This window comes from Variovorax boronicumulans NBRC 103145 (assembly GCF_001591345.1).
GTDB lineage: Bacteria > Pseudomonadota > Gammaproteobacteria > Burkholderiales > Burkholderiaceae_C > Variovorax > Variovorax boronicumulans.
The window spans coordinates 33,799-50,587 of the sequence record NZ_BCUS01000012.1; the positions used below are offsets into that span (position 1 = coordinate 33,799).

At 67.6% G+C, this 16,789-nt stretch carries 17 protein-coding genes; 3 read left to right on the plus strand and 14 right to left on the minus strand.

The annotated features are described in order from the left end of the window. Positions 1–114: 114 nt before the first annotated feature. From VBO01S_RS05690 to VBO01S_RS05745, 12 genes are read right to left on the minus strand one after another with little or no spacing between them, the layout of a single operon-like run. The gene (locus tag VBO01S_RS05690) at positions 115–816 is read right to left on the minus strand and encodes a transposase (protein WP_062471745.1); all 702 of its coding nucleotides are present in this window, start codon (positions 814–816) and stop codon (positions 115–117) included. A 28-nt stretch (positions 817–844) separates the two neighbouring features. After that, on the minus strand, positions 845–1,726 hold the full coding sequence (locus tag VBO01S_RS05695) for a class I SAM-dependent methyltransferase (RefSeq protein ID WP_062471856.1): 882 nt from the start codon (positions 1,724–1,726) through the stop codon (positions 845–847). A gap of 14 nt (positions 1,727–1,740) precedes the next feature. Then, entirely contained in the window at positions 1,741–2,316 is a 576-nt protein-coding gene (locus tag VBO01S_RS05700) for a DUF1415 domain-containing protein (RefSeq protein WP_062471748.1), read from the minus strand. Continuing rightward, the gene (locus VBO01S_RS05705; protein WP_062471750.1) at positions 2,313–3,599 is read right to left on the minus strand and encodes an MFS transporter; all 1,287 of its coding nucleotides are present in this window, start codon (positions 3,597–3,599) and stop codon (positions 2,313–2,315) included. The genes VBO01S_RS05700 and VBO01S_RS05705 overlap by 4 nt, the downstream gene beginning before the upstream one ends. After that, on the minus strand, positions 3,596–4,732 hold the full coding sequence (locus VBO01S_RS05710; protein WP_062471753.1) for a deoxyguanosinetriphosphate triphosphohydrolase: 1,137 nt from the start codon (positions 4,730–4,732) through the stop codon (positions 3,596–3,598). The genes VBO01S_RS05705 and VBO01S_RS05710 overlap by 4 nt, the downstream gene beginning before the upstream one ends. A gap of 28 nt (positions 4,733–4,760) precedes the next feature. Next, complete coding sequence (aroB, locus tag VBO01S_RS05715) at positions 4,761–5,885, minus strand: 3-dehydroquinate synthase (protein WP_062471756.1); 1,125 nt, start codon at positions 5,883–5,885, stop codon at positions 4,761–4,763. Between the two features lie 33 nt (positions 5,886–5,918). After that, positions 5,919–6,467 carry a shikimate kinase gene (locus tag VBO01S_RS33165; protein WP_062471759.1) on the minus strand — a complete coding sequence of 183 codons (549 nt, stop codon included), beginning with the start codon at positions 6,465–6,467 and terminating at the stop codon, positions 5,919–5,921. A gap of 23 nt (positions 6,468–6,490) precedes the next feature. Beyond that, on the minus strand, positions 6,491–8,641 hold the full coding sequence (locus VBO01S_RS05725) for a type IV pilus secretin PilQ (RefSeq protein ID WP_062471763.1): 2,151 nt from the start codon (positions 8,639–8,641) through the stop codon (positions 6,491–6,493). Beyond that, positions 8,638–9,180, minus strand: a complete 543-nt coding sequence (locus VBO01S_RS05730; protein WP_062471766.1) for a pilus assembly protein PilP — start codon at positions 9,178–9,180, stop codon at positions 8,638–8,640. The genes VBO01S_RS05725 and VBO01S_RS05730 overlap by 4 nt, the downstream gene beginning before the upstream one ends. Continuing rightward, positions 9,177–9,857 carry a type IV pilus inner membrane component PilO gene (locus VBO01S_RS05735; protein ID WP_062471770.1) on the minus strand — a complete coding sequence of 227 codons (681 nt, stop codon included), beginning with the start codon at positions 9,855–9,857 and terminating at the stop codon, positions 9,177–9,179. The genes VBO01S_RS05730 and VBO01S_RS05735 overlap by 4 nt, the downstream gene beginning before the upstream one ends. Before the next feature lie 6 nt (positions 9,858–9,863). After that, the gene (locus VBO01S_RS05740; protein WP_062471773.1) at positions 9,864–10,484 is read right to left on the minus strand and encodes a PilN domain-containing protein; all 621 of its coding nucleotides are present in this window, start codon (positions 10,482–10,484) and stop codon (positions 9,864–9,866) included. Next, on the minus strand, positions 10,481–11,560 hold the full coding sequence (locus tag VBO01S_RS05745) for a pilus assembly protein PilM (protein WP_062471776.1): 1,080 nt from the start codon (positions 11,558–11,560) through the stop codon (positions 10,481–10,483). The genes VBO01S_RS05740 and VBO01S_RS05745 overlap by 4 nt, the downstream gene beginning before the upstream one ends. 251 nt (positions 11,561–11,811) lie before the next feature. Here VBO01S_RS05745 and VBO01S_RS05750 point away from each other — a divergent pair, with 251 nt between their 5' ends. After that, positions 11,812–14,223: a penicillin-binding protein 1A gene (locus VBO01S_RS05750; RefSeq protein ID WP_169805026.1), complete on the plus strand. Its 2,412-nt coding sequence runs from the start codon at positions 11,812–11,814 to the stop codon at positions 14,221–14,223. Between the two features lie 24 nt (positions 14,224–14,247). Here VBO01S_RS05750 and cyaY read toward each other — a convergent pair whose 3' ends face one another. Beyond that, positions 14,248–14,580, minus strand: coding sequence for an iron donor protein CyaY (gene cyaY / locus VBO01S_RS05755; protein ID WP_062471779.1), 333 nt, complete (start codon positions 14,578–14,580; stop codon positions 14,248–14,250). A gap of 12 nt (positions 14,581–14,592) precedes the next feature. Here cyaY and lptM point away from each other — a divergent pair, with 12 nt between their 5' ends. Beyond that, positions 14,593–14,844: an LPS translocon maturation chaperone LptM gene (gene lptM / locus VBO01S_RS05760; protein WP_062471782.1), complete on the plus strand. Its 252-nt coding sequence runs from the start codon at positions 14,593–14,595 to the stop codon at positions 14,842–14,844. Beyond that, on the plus strand, positions 14,841–16,118 hold the full coding sequence (gene lysA, locus VBO01S_RS05765; RefSeq protein WP_062471785.1) for a diaminopimelate decarboxylase: 1,278 nt from the start codon (positions 14,841–14,843) through the stop codon (positions 16,116–16,118). The genes lptM and lysA overlap by 4 nt, the downstream gene beginning before the upstream one ends. Positions 16,119–16,125: 7 nt before the next feature. Here lysA and msrQ read toward each other — a convergent pair whose 3' ends face one another. After that, on the minus strand, positions 16,126–16,779 hold the full coding sequence (gene msrQ, locus VBO01S_RS05770; protein ID WP_062471862.1) for a protein-methionine-sulfoxide reductase heme-binding subunit MsrQ: 654 nt from the start codon (positions 16,777–16,779) through the stop codon (positions 16,126–16,128). Positions 16,780–16,789: the final 10 nt, after the last annotated feature.

Consider the following 16,789-nt stretch of genomic DNA (forward strand, 5'->3'; position numbering starts at 1 on the left):
CTTTAATGGGGGTCAGATTCCTATTAAATCTTGAGTTTTCTTGTCAGAATTAAATTAGGGACATATTAAAAACAGAAGCATGACTCCCAACAATGGCACGGCTTTCGGCCGCTTTCAGTCCGGATCTTTGGCGGGCGCGGGCGGCCGACCGGCCTTGGCCTTGATCACGCGGCGCTCGGTGGCCTTCTGCAGGCTGTCCAGAAAACCGTCGTCGCCGGCCGCCCAGCCGCGCAAGGTGGCCTCGGTCAGGGCCTGCTGATCGGCCGCGCGGACCCCGCCACGCACCAGTTCGGCATACGCCGCCTCCCGCGCAAAGGGCGTGTTGCCGAGCTCCCAGTACAGCGGATGCGGGGTCAACAGCCTGTCTTGCCGCAGGCCTGCGTAGTGGCCGTGACTGGACCAGGGGAAGTCGCGCGCCTCGGCGACCATGCCGGCGCGCACCGGATTCAGGTCGATGTAGGCCATGCAGGTCAGCAGGTAGCGCTCGGTCTGGATCAGGGTCGATCTGTAGCGTCCTTCCCACAAGGTGCCGCTACGGCCGTGGCGGTCGTTGAAGTAGCGCACGTAGCTGCGCCCGACCGACTGCATGAACTGCGGCAGGCCCGTGGCACTGTCAGGCGTGGCCAGCAGGTGGAAGTGGTTGTCCATCAGCACGTAGGCGTGCAGCGCGATGCCGAAGCGCACGGCGTTCTCGGCCAGCAGGCCGAGCAGCTTCTCGTGGTCGGCACGGTCCACGAAGATCGGCTGGCGGTTGTTGCCGCGCTGGATCACGTGGTGCGGCATGCCGGCCAGCGTGAGACGGGGGAGACGGGCCATGGGGACGTGGACGACGCCGTCCGAATACTCAGTCCGCGAGGCGGAAGCGCGTATCGCCCAGCGTGTCGAGCCCGAACTGCGCCAGCAGCTCGCGCAGCCGCGTCGCCGCACTCGCCTTGCGCTGGCCGGTGTAGCGCGCCAGGATCAGCTCGTTCTTCATGCTGTGCTCCCAGCCGACCAGCTCGGTGACCGTCACGCTGTAGCCGTTGGCTTCCAGGTACAGGCAGCGCAGCACGTTGGTGAGCTGGCTGCCGATCTCGCGCGTGTGCAGCGGATGACGCCACAGCTCAGCCAGCGGCGTGCGCGACAGGGCCAGCGCCTTGGTCTCGCGCAGGCAGGCCGCCACTTCGGCCTGGCAGCAGGGCACGAGCACCATGCAGCGCGCCTTCTTGGCGAGGCCGAAGGCGATGGCGTCGTCGGTGGCGGTGTCGCAGGCGTGCAGCGCGGTGACCACGTCGATCTGCGCCGGCAGCTCGCTCGCCTGCGCCGACTCGGCCACGGTGAGGTTCAGGAACGACATGCGCCCGAAGCCCAGTTGCCGCGCCAGCGCGCGAGAGCGCTCGACCAGCTCGCTGCGCGTCTCGATGCCGTAGACATGCCCGCCCTGCCGCGCGCGAAAGAACAGGTCGTAGATGATGAAGCCGAGGTACGACTTGCCCGCCCCGTGGTCGGCCAGCGTGGCCTCGGCGCCCTCGCCCGGCAGCTCGCGCAGCAGCTGCTCGATGAACTGGAACAGGTGGTAGACCTGCTTGAGCTTGCGCCGCGAATCCTGGTTGAGCCGGCCTTCGCGCGTGAGGATGTGCAGCTCCTTGAGCAGCTCGACGGACTGGCCCGGCCGCAGGACTTCGGCCAGCTCGGCTTCGGCCTTCGCAGCCTTGTTGGTGGGGTGGGCTTTCGCGGGACGGGGCATGGTGTTCTTGTTGTTCATGGCGTGGCGCTTCCCGGGCCGACATCGAGCGCGGTCCAGCCGTCGGGGCCCAGGGCTTCGAGCGTCTCGATGTTGCGCTCGAAGATCGTCTCGGCCTCGGGAAAGGCCTCGACCGCGCGGTCCACGCTGTCTTCGCGCAGCAGGTGCAGCGTGGGGTACGGCGCGCGGTTGGTGGCGTTGGTGATGTCGTCGGCCTCGGTGCCGGCGAACTGGAAATGCGGATGGAAGCTGGCGAGCTGCAGCACGCCGTCGAAGCCCGCGCGGGCGAGCTTGCGCTCGGCGCGCTCGGTGAAATCGTTGAAGTCGAGAAAGTCCGCCAACGCGTGGGGGACGATCAACAAGGTGGTGTCGCGCACCTCGGCATCGAGCGCCACGAGCGCGCGGGCTTCGGCCAGCAGCATGTCGATGAGGCGGCCTTCGTGGGTGTCGAGGTAGGTGAGGTAGTGGATCTGGCCCTTCACATGCACCGCCTTGGCGAAGGGGCACAGGTTGAGGCCGATCACGGCGCGTTCGAGCCAGCGGCGGGTGTCGGCTTCGGCCTGCGCGGCGTCGATGACCGTCGGGTCGCTCATGCCGTGGCCTCCGTCAGTCGGCGGATGCGCCCGAGGCGCGCAGCGACCGCCATGCCGGCGAGCGAGCAGACCAGCGTCGCCGTCCAGGTCCAGTGCCAGCCACCGACGCGGTGCGCGAGCCAGGCCACCGCCGGCGGCGCCAGGAACTGGCCGAGCGACGACGCCTGCTGCATCAGGCCGACGGTGGTCGAGACGGTGCTCGGCCCCGGCGCCAGCCGCACGCCCAGCAGGAACAGCGTGGCCGGCACCATGCCGCCGCCGAGCGAAAAAGCGCAGATCGCGGCATAGCGCAGCGCGGGCGGCAGGCCCAGCGCTTCGGCGCCGGCGCCCTGCCCCACCTGCGCGAAGGCGGCGACGCCGCCCAGCGCCATGGTCAGAAAACCCCATTGCAGCAAGCGCTCGGGCGCCACACCGCGCTGCAGCCAACGACCGCCCATGAGGTTGCCGACGATGTTCATCGCCGCGGCCAGCGCGGTCAGCACCGCGCTCCAGGCGGCCGGCACCTTGGCGTCGGCATAGATGGCGGGCAGGAAACCGATCACGGCCATCCACTGCGACGAGTACACGGCGAAGGTCAACGCGACCAGCCACGGCGCACGCGCGCCGACCGTCTCGCGCAGCCGCGACGCCCAGCCGGACGATGCGGGCTGCGGGCTTGCGCCGGCCACGCGGGGCCGGTCGCGCGGCACCGCCAGCCACACCCAGAGTGCCGCACCCGCCGACACCAGCGACAGCATCCACCACCAATCAGCCCATCCGCCCCAGCCGATCAAGGCCGGACCGATGAGCAGCGCCAGCGCCACGCCCAGCGGCATGTAGGCGCCCCACAGGCCCAGCGCGGCCTTGTCGGCGCCCGCCGGCGTCAGTGCGCGGATGAGACCCGGGCCGGGCATCACCGCCATCAGGAAGCCGATGCCTTCGGCCGCACGGAGCACGAACAACCACAGCACCGCATGCGACCCGCCCAGCAGACCGGCACCGACGGCGCCTCCGAGCAGGCTGGCCGCCGTCAGCACCGCCAGCCCGACGAGCATGCTGCGCCGCAGACCGATGGAATCGGCCGCGAGCCCGGCCAGCAGGCCGAGCGTCATGCTCGCGACCTGGACCAGCGAGAGGAGGAAGCCGGCCTCGACCAGGTCAATGCCCAGCGACGCCTGCAGCGCCGGCACGGCGGGCGGCAGCTTGCCCAGGTGCAGCGCGGCGCTGACGCCGCCCAGCACGACGGCGAAGGCCGCGGCCGGCACGCGGGCCGACGCGCTGTTCGAGCGCACGGCCGCCGTCATGCGATGCCCCGGCGACCGGTCAGCCGTTCGTGCTCGCGCATGGCGAAGCGGTCGGTCATGCCGGCGATGTAGTCGGCCACGGCGCGGTGCCGATCGCGGCGCTCGGCGTACGACGCAGGCATCTCGGTGCCGCGCGCCAGGTAGGCGTCGAACAGCCCGCGCACGACCTCGCTCGCCTGGTCGGTGGTCTGCGTGACCTGCGGATGGCGATAGAGATTGCGGAACAGGAACTGCTTGAGCGCCTCCGACTGCGCCTGCATGACGCCGCTGAAGGCCACCAGCGGCGGCGCCTGGCGCACGGCGTCGGCATCGGCGGGCGCCAGCGCCTCGATGGCCGCGCGCGTCGTGTCGATCACGTCGTAGACCTGCGCGCTGAGCATGCGGCGGATGGTTTCATAGAGCACGCGCCGGCCTTGGCCCTGCAGGTGCGGATGCTCGGCCAGCGCCTCGCGGCGGTAGCGTTCGAACAGTTCGACGTCGGCCAGCTGCTCGACGCTGATGAGGCCCGAGCGCACGCCGTCGTCGATGTCGTGCGCGTTGTAGGCGATGGCGTCGGCCAGGTTGCACAGCTGCGCCTCCAGCCCCGGCTGCGTGCGGTCGAGAAAGCGGCGGGCCACGCCCAGCGGCTCGGCGGCCTCGATGCGTTCGGCGTTGGCGCGCGAGCAATGCTTGAGGATGCCTTCGCGGGTCTCGAAGCTGAGGTTCAGGCCGTCGTACTGCGGGTAGCGGTGCTCCAGCGCATCGACCACGCGCAGGCTCTGCAGGTTGTGTTCGAAGCCGCCGTGCTCGGCCATGCAGGCGTTGAGCGCGTCCTGGCCCGCGTGGCCGAAGGGCGTGTGGCCCAGGTCATGGGCCAGCGCGATCGCCTCGACCAGGTCTTCGTTGAGCCGCAGCGCGCGCGCGATGGAGCGGCCCAACTGCGCGACTTCGAGCGAATGCGTGAGCCGCGTACGGAACAGGTCGCCTTCGTGGTTCAGGAACACCTGGGTCTTGTAGACCAGCCGGCGGAAGGCGGTGGAATGGACGATGCGGTCACGATCGCGCTGGAAGGCGTCGCGCGTGGGCGCGGGCGGCTCCGCGTGGCGCCGTCCGCGCGAGCGCGCGGGGTGGCAGGCGTACGCCGCGAGGCTCACGGCCGGATCTCCGCGTGTCGCGCCGCGCTCATGCCACGCAGCACTGCGCGAGCACGTCGCGCACCATCGCGTCGGGCGCGCTGCGCACGACGGCGGAGCCGGGCCGGTCGATCACCACGAAGCGGATCTCGCCGGCCTCCGATTTCTTGTCGACGCGCATCAGCTCCAGGTAGCGCTCGGCGCCCAGCGCCGGTCCCACGGTGGGCAGGCCGGCGCGCTCGATCAGGCGGGTGAGCCGCGCGACGAAGGCCGCGTCGACACCGCCGAGCCGCTGCGACAGCTGCGCCGCCATGACCATGCCGCAGCCGACGGCCTCGCCGTGCAGCCACTCGCCGTAGCCCAGGCCCGACTCGATGGCATGGCCGAAGGTGTGGCCGAAGTTGAGGATGGCGCGCAGGCCGGTCTCGCGCTCGTCCTGGCCGACCACCAGCGCCTTGATCTCGCAGCTGCGCTTCACGGCATGGGCCAGCGCGGCCGGGTCGCGCGCCACCAGCGCCTCGATGTTCGACTCGATCCAGTCGAAGAAAGCCATGTCGTAGATCGGGCCGTACTTGATGACTTCGGCCAGGCCGGCGCTCAGTTCGCGCGGCGGCAGCGTCTGCAGCGTGTCCAGGTCGCACAGCACGAGCTGCGGCTGGTAGAACGCGCCGATCATGTTCTTGCCCAACGGATGGTTGATGGCCGTCTTGCCGCCCACCGAGGAATCGACCTGCGCCAGCAGCGTGGTCGGCACCTGCACGAAGGGCACGCCGCGCATGTAGCTGGCGGCCGCGAAGCCGGTCATGTCGCCCACCACCCCGCCACCGAGCGCGAACAGCACCGTCTTGCGGTCGCTGCCGTGGCCCAGCAGGGCGTCGAAGATGAGGTTGAGGGTTTCGAGGTTCTTGTACGCCTCGCCGTCGGGCAGTTCAAGCAGATGGACCGTGCGGAAGCGGCCGGCCAGCACGGTTTGCAGGGCCCGAGCGTAGAGCGGCGCCACGGTGGTGTTGCTGACGATCAGCGCGCTGGCGGCCGCGGGAACGACACCGAAGCTGGCGGGGTCTTCCAGCAGGCCACCGCCGATCAGGATCGGGTAGCTGCGCTCGCCGAGCTGGATCTCGACGCGTTCGGGCTTTGGCAGGGCGGAAAGTGCAGGCGAAACAGACAGGGACATGGCCGCGAGTTTAGGCGCTCGGGCCTGCCGGGGTCAGTCCGAGGGCTCTTCCGGATGGGCGCCGGGTTCGACCACGCCCGCCAGTTCGAGCTGCATCACGATGAGGTTGACCAGCACCGCGATCGACGGCCGGCCGGTGTCGACCACGTCGTGGGCGGTTTCCCGGTAGAACGGGTCGCGCGCATCGTGCAGTTCGCGCAGCCGGCCCAGCGGATCGGCCACCTGCAACAGCGGGCGCTTGACGTCGTGGCGCAGGCGCCGGAACAGGTCTTCGGGCGAGGAGCGCAGGTAGATGACGTGGAAATGGTCGCGCAGCTGCTGGCGGTTGGCCTCGCGCAGCACGGCGCCACCGCCGGTCGCCAGCACGCCGTGGGGATGGGCGGCCAGGTCGGCGATGACCGCCTGCTCGATGTCGCGGAAGGCGGCTTCGCCCTCGCGATCGAAGAAATCACGGATCGTGCAGCCGATGCGCTGCTCGATCACGTGATCGGTGTCGATGAAGGGAGTGTTCAGCCGAGCGCCCAGCCGCCGGCCCACTGCGGACTTTCCGGCGCCGGGCAACCCGACAAGTGCGACCGCCACGCGGTGGCTGCTACGCCCGCGCGTCAGCGCGCGGCGTTGCGGTCGGTAATCATCTTCGGGGTGATAAAGACGAGCATTTCGGTCTTGTTAGCAACGCGTTCGCGCTTGCGGAACAATGCCCCCATGTAGGGGATTTCACCCAGCACCGGCACGCGCGATTCGTCATTGGTTTCGGTGAGCTCGAAGATACCACCGATGACGACCGTGCCGCCGTTCTCGACCAGCACCTCGGTCTGCACGTGCTTGGTGTTGATGGCCGGGCCTGCCGAGGTGTTGACGCCGCGGGCGTCCTTGCTCACGTCCAGCGTGAGGATGATGTTGCCCTCGGGCGTGATCTGCGGCGTGACTTCAAGCTTGAGCACCGCCTTGCGGAACGAGATCGAGGTCGCGCCGCTGGAGGTGGCCTGCTGGTAGGGGATTTCCTCGCCCTGCTCGATCAGCGCCTTGGTCTGGTCGGCCGTGATGACGCGGGGGCTGGAGACCAGCTTGCCCTTGCCATCGGCTTCGAGGGCCGAGATTTCGAGGTTCAGCATGCGCGACAAGCTCGAGTTGAACAGCGAGATCGCGAAGGTGCCTGCGGCGTTGCCGGTGCCGCCAGCGTCGCCGGCGGGCAGGTTGATGAAGTTGGAGTTGGTCCAGGTGGCTGCTGCGCCGCCGACGCCGCCGGCGTTGGTGGTGGCAGGCATGACGCCGAAGGTGCCGTAGGCCGGATTGCCATTGGCCGACGCGACGCGTTCGCGGGAGATGCCACCGCCCATCCGCACGCCGAGCGACTTGCCGAAGGTGTCCGAGGCTTCCACGATCCGCGCTTCGATCAGCACCTGGCGGACGGGAATGTCCAACTTCTGGATCAGGTCGGTGACCTGCGCCAGGCGCGAGGGAATGTCGGACACGAACAGCTGGTTGGTCCGCGATTCGGCGATCACGCTGCCGCGGGGGCTCAGGATGCGCGAGGTCGCGCCGCCGCCACCACCACCGCCGCCACCCGCCGATGCACCGGTCCCCGTCAGGCCCTGTGCAATCGCAATGGCCTTCGTGTAGTTCAGCTGGAACGACTGCGTGCGCAGCGGCTCCAGGTTCTCGATCGCCGCCTTGGCTTCGAACTCGAGCTTCTCCTTGGCGTTGATCTCGTCCTTGGGCGCGATCCACAGGACGCTGCCGTTCTTGCGCATGCCCAGGTTCTTCGCCTGCATGATGATGTCGAGCGCCTGGTCCCAGGGCACGTCCTTCAGACGCAGCGTCAATGCGCCGCTGACCGAATCCGAGGTCACGATGTTGAAGTTCGTGAAGTCGGCGATCACCTGCAGCAGCGAGCGGATCTCGATGTTCTGGAAGTTGAGCGACAGCTTCTCACCGTTGTAGCCGACACCCTGCGTGAGTTTGCTCGGATCGACCTTGCGGGCGCGGACTTCCACCACGAACTGGTTTTCGCTCTGGTAGGCGCTGTGTTCCCAATCGCCCTTGGCATCGATCGTCATGCGCACGCGGTCACCCGATTGCTGCGAGGTGATCAACTGCACGGGCGTGCCGAAATCGGCCACGTCGAGGCGGCGGCGCAGGCCTTCGGGCAGCGTCGACTTGGTGAACTCCACCACCAGGCTCTTGCCTTGCTGCTTCACATCGACGCCGACCTGGTTGTTCGGCAGGTCGACCAGCACGCGACCGGTGTTATCAGCGCCCAGGCGGAAATCGACATCGCGCAGCGGCAGCGTGTCGCGGTTGCGGTTCTCGGCGAAAGTGGTCGCCGCGGAAGCGGCGAGCGCCGTGCCAGCCACCGGCTCGAGCACCACCAGCAGCGACTTGCCCTGGATCTCGGCCTTGTACGCCGTGGCCTGCTTCAGGTTCAGCACCACGCGGCTGCGATCACCAGCCTGCACCACGTTGACCGAGCGCAGGTTGCCCTGGTTCACCTCGATGGCCGAACGCCCGATGGCGTTGGTCACGCCCGGGAAGTCCAGCGCGATGCGCGCCGGCGTCTGCACGGAGAACCCGGCGGGCACCGCGGTGAGCGGCTGGGCCAGGTCGATGCGGATCACTTCCGCACCCGACTGGGTCGAGCTCGTCACCGACTCGATCGCGTTTTGCGCATGGGCGACGGCCAGGGCACCGAAAGCCAGCAGACCCAGGCCGGCGGCGCGCAGCCACTGTGCCATCGTTGATTTTTTTTGGTTCATTTCGCACTCTCTTGCAACTGCAGCGTGGCTACGCGTTCGATCCATTCGCCCGCGGCGTCCTGCACGATCTCGCGCAGGGCGACTTCGGTTTCGTTGATACGGGTGATGCGCCCGTAGTTGAGCCCCAGGTATTCGCCGACGCGCACCTTGTAGAGCAGCTTGTCCACACGCACGAGCGCCACCGGCTGGCCGTTGCGGTTCATGCTGCCGACCATCGCCATCGTGTCGAGCGGGAACGCCTCGAGCGCTTCCTTGCGGCGCGCCAGCTCCGGCGCGATCAGCTCGGAGGTGCTCGGCTGGTTCGACTCCCGGCGCAGCGCCTGGGTCAGCTTCAGCATGTTGAAGGGCTCGAACGACGACGCCTCGGTGTAGGCCTGCGGCGTGAACTTCTTGGGTTCGGAGATCGGCGGCACCGAGGGCTTCACCTGCGCGCGCTGCTCGACCATCCAGCGCTGCAGGTCTTCCTGGTCGGAATCGCCGCAGGCGCTCAGGCCCAACGTGGCCAGTGCCAGCCACAGGACTTTGGCGACCGGCTTCATTTCTTCGCCTTCGGCGCCGTAGCGCGTTTCTGGGCGGCCCGCTCGTCTTCGTCGAGGTAGCGGTAGGTGCGCGCGGTGGCGTCCATCGTCAGCACGTCCTTGTCCTTCTGCGGTGTGACGGTCACGTTGTTGAGCGTCACGATGCGCGACAGGCTGGCCACGTCGGCCGCGAAAGCGCCCATGTCGTGGTAGCGGCCCGTGACGCGCACGGCGATCGGCAGCTCTGCGTAGTAGTCCTTGACCGACACCTGGCCCGGACGGAACAGTTCGAACTGCAGGCTGCGGCCGAGGCCGGCCTGGTTGATGTCCGAGAGCAGCGCGTCCATTTCCGCCTTGCTGGGCAGTTGCTTCTCGAGAAGGATCACGTACTGCTGCACCTGCTCGCGCTGCTTCTTCAGCAGGTCAAGGTTGGCGGCTTGCGCCACTTTCTTCTGGTAGTCGGTCCGGAGCGTGACTTCCTTGGCGCGCTCGGCTTCGAGTTCGTCGTTGGAATTGGTCAGCCAGACGAACCACAGGCCGACCAGCACCAGGGCAGCCAGGGCCAGGCACAGGGCGTAGCGCGGCACCGCCGGCCACATGGAAGGATCGTTCGGATTCAGTCCGCGGAACTGGTCGCCGAAGTTGCGCAGTGCGGTGGCGACGTCGACTTTGGGGAGGGATCGGTTGCTGATGGCCATGATCGATTACCCCTTCGCCTGCGCCTTGGCGGCCAGGGCCTTCTCGGCCTCCGCCTTCTGGGCGTCGGTGGGCCGCTTGAGGCCGATGCGCATCGTGAAGTTCGCCACGCGGCGCTGGTCGCGCTGGCTCAGGTTCACGTTGGCCGAGGTGATTTCGACCAGCTCGGGCTTCACCAGCCAGGGGCTGTTGTTGCCGAGGTTGCGCAGCAGTTCCGACACGCGCTCGTTCGACTGCGCCATGCCTTGCAGGGTCACGGTCTGGTTCTCCTGCTTCATGCTGGTGAGGTAGACGCCGTCGGGCAGTTGCCGGACGAGTTCGTTGAGCAGGTGCACGGGCAGATTGCGGTCGCCTTGCAGGTCTTCCACGGCCAGCTGGCGCGCGCGCAAGGCTGCGATTTCCTCCTGCAGTGTCGAGATTTCCTTGATCTCGACTTCGAGCTTCTTGATCTCGGCCTGAAGGAAACCGTTCTTCGATTGCTGAGCCGAAATCTGGGCCTCGAACCACAGGTAACCGAGGCCGGCGATCAGGGCGCCCAGCAGCGCGGCACCACCCAGGGTACCGTAGAAAGCCTCGCGGCGGCGCTTGCGCGCGACTTCGCGGTGCGGAAGCAGATTGATCAGGATCACTGCAGGAACCTCCGCATGGCCAGACCGCAGGAGGTCAGATAGGAAGGCGCTTCACGGCGGACCTTCTTCTCGCGAATGCTGGGGCCGAAGTCCATGCCGTCGAACGGATTCACGAGCGAGCAGGCAAAAGAGGTCTGGCGGGTCACGGCATTGGTCAGCCCCGGCAGCGACGACGAGCCGCCGGCCAGCAGCACGTAATCGACGCGGTTGTGCGGCGTGCTGGTGAAGAAGAACTGCAGCGCCCGCGCGATTTCCTGCGCGATGCTTTCGACGAAGGGCTTGAGCACGCCCGAACCGTAGTCGTCGGGCAAGTCGCCGCTGCGCTTCTTGGCTTCGGCTTCCTCAGCGGAAAAACCGTACTGGCGCACGATCAGCTGGCTCAATTGAGCGCCGCCGAAGGCCTGGTCGCGGTCGTACAGCACTTCCTGGTTGCGCAGCACCTGCATGCTGGTCGTGAAGGCACCGACTTCGAACAGCGCCACGATGGCGTCCACGCCCTTGCCCGGCAGTTGCTCGATCAGGCGTGCGGTTGCGAGGCGCGAGGCATACGACTCGACGTCGAGAATCATGGCCTTCAGGCCCGCGGCTTCCGCTAGGCCTTCGCGGTCCTGCACCTTCTCCTTGCGGGAGGCGGCGATCAGCACTTCCACGTCGCCGACGGAGGTCGTGCTCGGTCCTGTCACGCAGAAGTCGAGGCTCACTTCATCGAGCGAGAACGGGATGTACTGGTTGGCTTCGGATTCGACCTGGATCTCGAGCTCCTGCTCGCTCATGCCGCCCGGGAGAATGATCTTCTTGGTGATGACCGCCGAGGGCGGCAGCGCCAGTGCCACGTTGCGGGTCTTGGTGCCGCTCTTGCGCACGACGCGGCGCACGGCTTCGGCGACTTCGTCGAATTTTTCGACGTTGCCGTCGGTGATCCAGCCGCGTTCGAGCGGTTCGATGGCGCAGCGCTCCAGAACCAGCTTGCCGCTGGCCTCACGGCCGAGCTCCACCAGCTTCACGCTGGACGAACTGACGTCCAGTCCCAGCAGGGGGGCGTTCTGACGACGAAACAATGATCCAAGAGCAGCCAAGTTAGGTCCCTCTCCCCCTGTTATTTGTAACCAATGGAAAAATATGCGTTCGGTTGCATGCTAGCAGCAGGCACAGCGCCCACCAAGCGTGCAGAAAGCCCGGAACCGACAACCGTTGTCAAAACGTGACGTCAAAGCCGCATTCTGTAACTTTCTGCTTAGCCCCTGGAGAGGGAATGCGCGAGGTAACAAAGATCCGGAGGCGCCGAGGGGGCGGCTTTTTATAATGTCCGGTGACTCTCCGGGCCCCCATGCAAGAAACTTCCAGCCCGAAAGGGCGCGCCAAGACTCCTCCACCCGAACGCCCCTTCTGGCTGAAATGGCTGTTGCGTTTCGTGTTCTGGGGGGCGGGCATCGCTGCGGCGGGCCTGCTTTCCATCCTGTGCGTGGTGGCCGTGGCCCTGGCAGTGGCCTATCCCAACCTGCCGGACATCTCGGAACTCTCCGACTACCGACCCAAGCTGCCGCTGCGCGTGTTCTCCGCCGAAGGCACGCAGATCGGCGAGTTCGGGGAGGAGCGACGCAACCTCACCCCCATCGCCGCGATCCCCAAGGTCGTGAAGGACGCCGTCCTGGCCGCCGAAGACGCCCGCTTCTATGACCACGGCGGCGTCGACTACAAGGGGCTGGTGCGCGCCGGCCTCGCCAACCTGAACCGCGTGAAGAGCCAGGGCGCCTCCACCATCACGATGCAGGTGGCCCGCAACGTCTACCTGAGCTCCGAGAAGACGCTGACCCGCAAGATCTACGAGGTGTTGCTGACCTTCAAGCTGGAGCACCTGCTCACGAAGGACCAGATCTTCGAGATCTACCTGAACCAGATCTACCTGGGCAACCGCGCCTACGGCTTCGCCGCCGCTTCCGAGGCGTACTTCGGCAAGCCGCTGTCCGAGATGACGATTGCCCAGGCCGCCATGCTGGCCGGCCTGCCGAAGGCGCCCGGCGCCAACAACCCGGTCAACAACCCGCAGCGCGCACGCGGACGCCAGTTCTATGTGATCGATCGCATGCAGGAAGCCGGCTTCATCACCGCCGAGCAGGCAGCCGAGGCCAAGAAGGAAGAGCTGCACCTGCGCGACGCCGCCGACCCGAACCGCCTGCACGCCGAGTACGTGGCCGAAACCGTGCGCCAGCTGATGTACGCCCAGTACGGCGACAGCACCTACACGCGCGGCCTCAAGGTCTACACCTCGCTGGTCGCCGCCGACCAGGCCGCGGCCTACAAGGCCCTGCGCAAGGGCATCATGGATTACGAGCGCCGTCAGGTGTACCGCGGCCCCGAGAAGTTCATCGACCTGCCGAACGACCCCAAGGAGCTCGACGAGGCGGTGGACGACGTGCTGAACGACCACCCCGACAACGGCGATGTCATGGCGGCCGTGGTGCTCAAGGCCACGCCCAAGGAGATCCAGGCCATCCGCGCCAACGGCGACGCCGTGCAGATCACAGGCGACGGCCTCAAGCCCGCGCAGTCCGGCCTGTCGGACAAGGCACCGCCCAACATCAAGATCCGCCGTGGCGCCGTGATCCGCGTCGCCAAGACGCCCAAGAACACCTGGGAAATCACCCAGCTGCCCGAGGTGGAAGGCGCGTTCGTGGCCATGGACCCGCGCGACGGCGCCATCAAGGCGCTGGTCGGCGGGTTCGACTTCGGCAAGAACAAGTTCAACCACGTCACGCAGGCGTGGCGCCAGCCGGGCTCGAGCTTCAAGCCCTTCATCTACTCGGCGGCGCTCGAAAAGGGCTTCACCCCCGCCACGGTCATCAACGACGGCCCGCTGTTCTTCGATGCCGGCACCACCGGCGGCCAGCCGTGGGAGCCCAAGAACTACGGCGGCGGCTTCGACGGCCCGATGTCAATGCGCACCGCGCTGATGAAGTCGCGCAACCTCGTGTCGATCCGCATCCTGCAATCCATCGGCACGCGCTACGCGCAAGACTGGATCACCAATTTCGGCTTCGACAAGGACAAGCACCCCGCCTACCTGCCGATGGCGCTCGGTGCCGGTGCCGTCACGCCGATGCAGATGGCGGTGGGCTATTCGGTGTTCGCCAACGGCGGCTACCGCGTGAATCCGTACCTCGTGACCCGCGTCACCGACCACAAGGACCGCGTGCTGGTCGACGTCCAGCCGCCATTGCTTAATGAAGCCTCGCGCGCCATCCCGCAGCGCAACGCCTTCATCATGGACACGCTGCTGCAGTCCATCACGCGCGCCGGCACGGCTGCGAAAGCGCAGGCGATGCTCAAGCGCCCCGACCTCTACGGCAAGACCGGTACCACCAACGACTCGCTCGACGCCTGGTTCGCGGGCTTCCAGCCCACCATGACGGCGATCTCGTGGATCGGCTACGACACGCCGCGCAACCTGGGCGACCGCGAAACCGGCGGTGGCCTGAGCCTGCCGATCTGGATCAACTACATGGAAACCGCCCTCAAGGGCGTGCCCGTGACCGACCTGTCGACCACGCCGCCTTCGGGCATCGTGAGCGTCGGCGGCGAGTGGTACTACGACGACTACGCGCCGGGCCGCGGCGTGTCGAGCCTGGGCGTGGAATCCTCCGCGCCGGTGGCCCCCGCCGAAGCCCTGAGCGGCCCGGCGATCAGCGCGCCTGCGCCGCCCGAGGAGCGCAACCGCATCCTCGACCTGTTCAGGAACTGATCGAGAAAGACAGAGCGCGGCGGCTCAGGCTGCCGCGAACACCAGCGGCTGCCCCGCCTGCAGGGTCGCCTCGCGCGACAGGTTGCCGAAGAACTCTTCCCCGGTCTTGGTGTCCACCCACACCCGGCCGTCGTGCCGGTAGTGGTAGCCGCCGGAGCGTGCCGCCAGCCAGATTTCCTGCAGCGGCTTCTGCAGGTTCACGATCAGCTGGCTGCCGTTGCGAAACGACATCGTGATCATCCCGCCGACCCGCTGGTTGTCGATGTCGGCGTCGGTCGCGTCGTTGATGCGGTCGCAGCCCTGCTCGATGGCAGCAAGCGCCGCCTCGGCGCGGTCCATGTACTCGGTGTCGGTCATTACAATTTCAGCATGTTGAATGTTCGCCAAATTCTAGTGAGCGCTCGCGCCCGCACCGCGCTCATGGTCTGCCTTGCCGCCAGCGCGGCCGGCCTTGCGGCGTGCGGACAGCGCGGCGCGCTCTATCTGCCGACCGATCCGGCGGCCGCCCAGCGCGCCACCTTGCCCCAATTGCTCACCCCCGGCGGCTCCAAAGCCTCCGACAACGAAGCGGCCCCCAAGCCCGCCGCAGCCAGCAGCGCCCCCGCCTCCCCCCAGAAATGACGACGAACACCCCCCTGCCCGGCCACCCCCACATCGCCCACCGCGACGGCGCGCTGCACGTCGAGGGCGTCGCGCTCGACGCGCTGGCGCGCACGCACGGCACGCCGCTGTTCGTCTATTCGAAGCAGTGGATGCTCGACGCCCTGGCCGCCTACCAGCGCGGCTTCGAGGGCCGCGAGGCACTGATCTGCTATGCAATGAAGGCCAATTCGTCGCTCGGCGTGCTGCGCGTGTTCGCCGAGGCCGGCTGCGGTTTCGACATCGTCTCGGGCGGTGAGCTGTCGCGCGTGCTGGCCGTGGGCGCCGATCCGAAGAAGATCATCTTCTCGGGCGTCGGCAAGACGCGCGCCGAGATGCGCCAGGCCCTGGCGGCCGGCATCGCCTGCTTCAACGTCGAGAGCGAGGCCGAGCTCGACGTGCTCAACGAGGTAGCGCTGGCCGAGAAGGTGCGCGCACCGATCAGCATCCGCATCAATCCGAACGTCGACCCGAAGACACACCCCTACATTTCCACGGGCCTCAAGGGCAACAAGTTCGGCATCGCGCACGACCGCGCGGTGCAGGCCTACCAGCACGCCGCCCGGCTGCCGGGCCTCGAGGTGGTCGGCATCGACTGCCACATCGGCTCGCAGATCACCGAAGCCTCGCCCTACCTGGACGCCTGCGACCGCGTGCTCGACCTGGTGGAGGCCATCGAGACGGCCGGCGTGCCGATCCATCACCTGGACTTCGGCGGCGGCCTGGGCATCGACTACAACGGCGAAGTGCCGCCCAAGGCCGATGCGCTGTGGCAGCAGCTGCTCGCCAAGCTCGACGCGCGCGGCTTCGGCCAGCGCAAGCTGGTGATCGAACCCGGCCGCTCGCTGGTCGGCAATGCCGGCGTGTGCGTGACCGAGGTGCTTTACACGAAGCCCGGCGAGGACAAGAACTTCTGCATCGTCGACGCGGCCATGAACGACCTGCCGCGCCCCGCGATGTACCAGGCCTTCCAGAAGATCGTGCCGCTGCGCGAGCGCGCCGGCGACGCGCCGACCTACGACGTGGTGGGCCCGGTCTGCGAAAGCGGCGACTGGATCGGCCGCGACCGTGCGCTCAACGTGGTGGCCGGCGACCTGCTGGCCGTGCTGTCGGCCGGTGCGTACTGCATGAGCATGGCCAGCAACTACAACACGCGCGGCCGTGCGGCCGAGGTCCTGGTGAGCGGCGCCAGCGCCAAGCTGATCCGCCGCCGCGAGACGATGGAAGACCAGCTGCGCGCCGAGATCGACGGCTGATCCGGTCTCAGCCGGTGCGCAGCGGCTTCTCGCTGCCGCGCACGGCCACTGCGGGCCTGGCCTGGCGCTTGCGCGCGAAATTCCAGACGCGCCACGCCAGCAGCACCCCGACGATCGCGGCGTAGACGAACACTTCGGCGAAGTTGTTCTTGCCCGCGCGCATCCAGAAGAAGTGCAGCAGCCCGAGCCCCGCGATCACGTAGACCAGCTTGTGCAGCAGCTGCCAGCGCTTGGCGCCCATCGCCTTGATCGCGCGATTGAACGACGTGGCCGCCAGCGGCGTCAGCAGCACGAAGGCCGAGAAGCCCACCAGGATGAACGGCCGCTTGGCGATGTCCTTGGCGATCTCGCCCCACTCGAAGCCCATGTCGAACCAGCTGTAGCACAGCAGGTGCAGCACCACGTAGAAGTACGCGAACAGGCCCAGCATGCGGCGCAGCCGCGCCAGCGCGTTGAGCTTGGCAATCACGCGCAGCGGCGTCACCGCCAGCACGATGCAGATGAAGCGCAAGGTCCAATCGCCCGTCGCGCGTATCAGGAACTCGGCCGGGTTCGCGCCCAGCCCGTCGGTGAAGGCACCGAAGGCCAGCCGCGCGAACGGCAGCAGGCACAGCAGGAAGACGACCGGCTTGGTCGCCGGGTGCATGAGCAGCTTGTTCAGCATGGCGCAA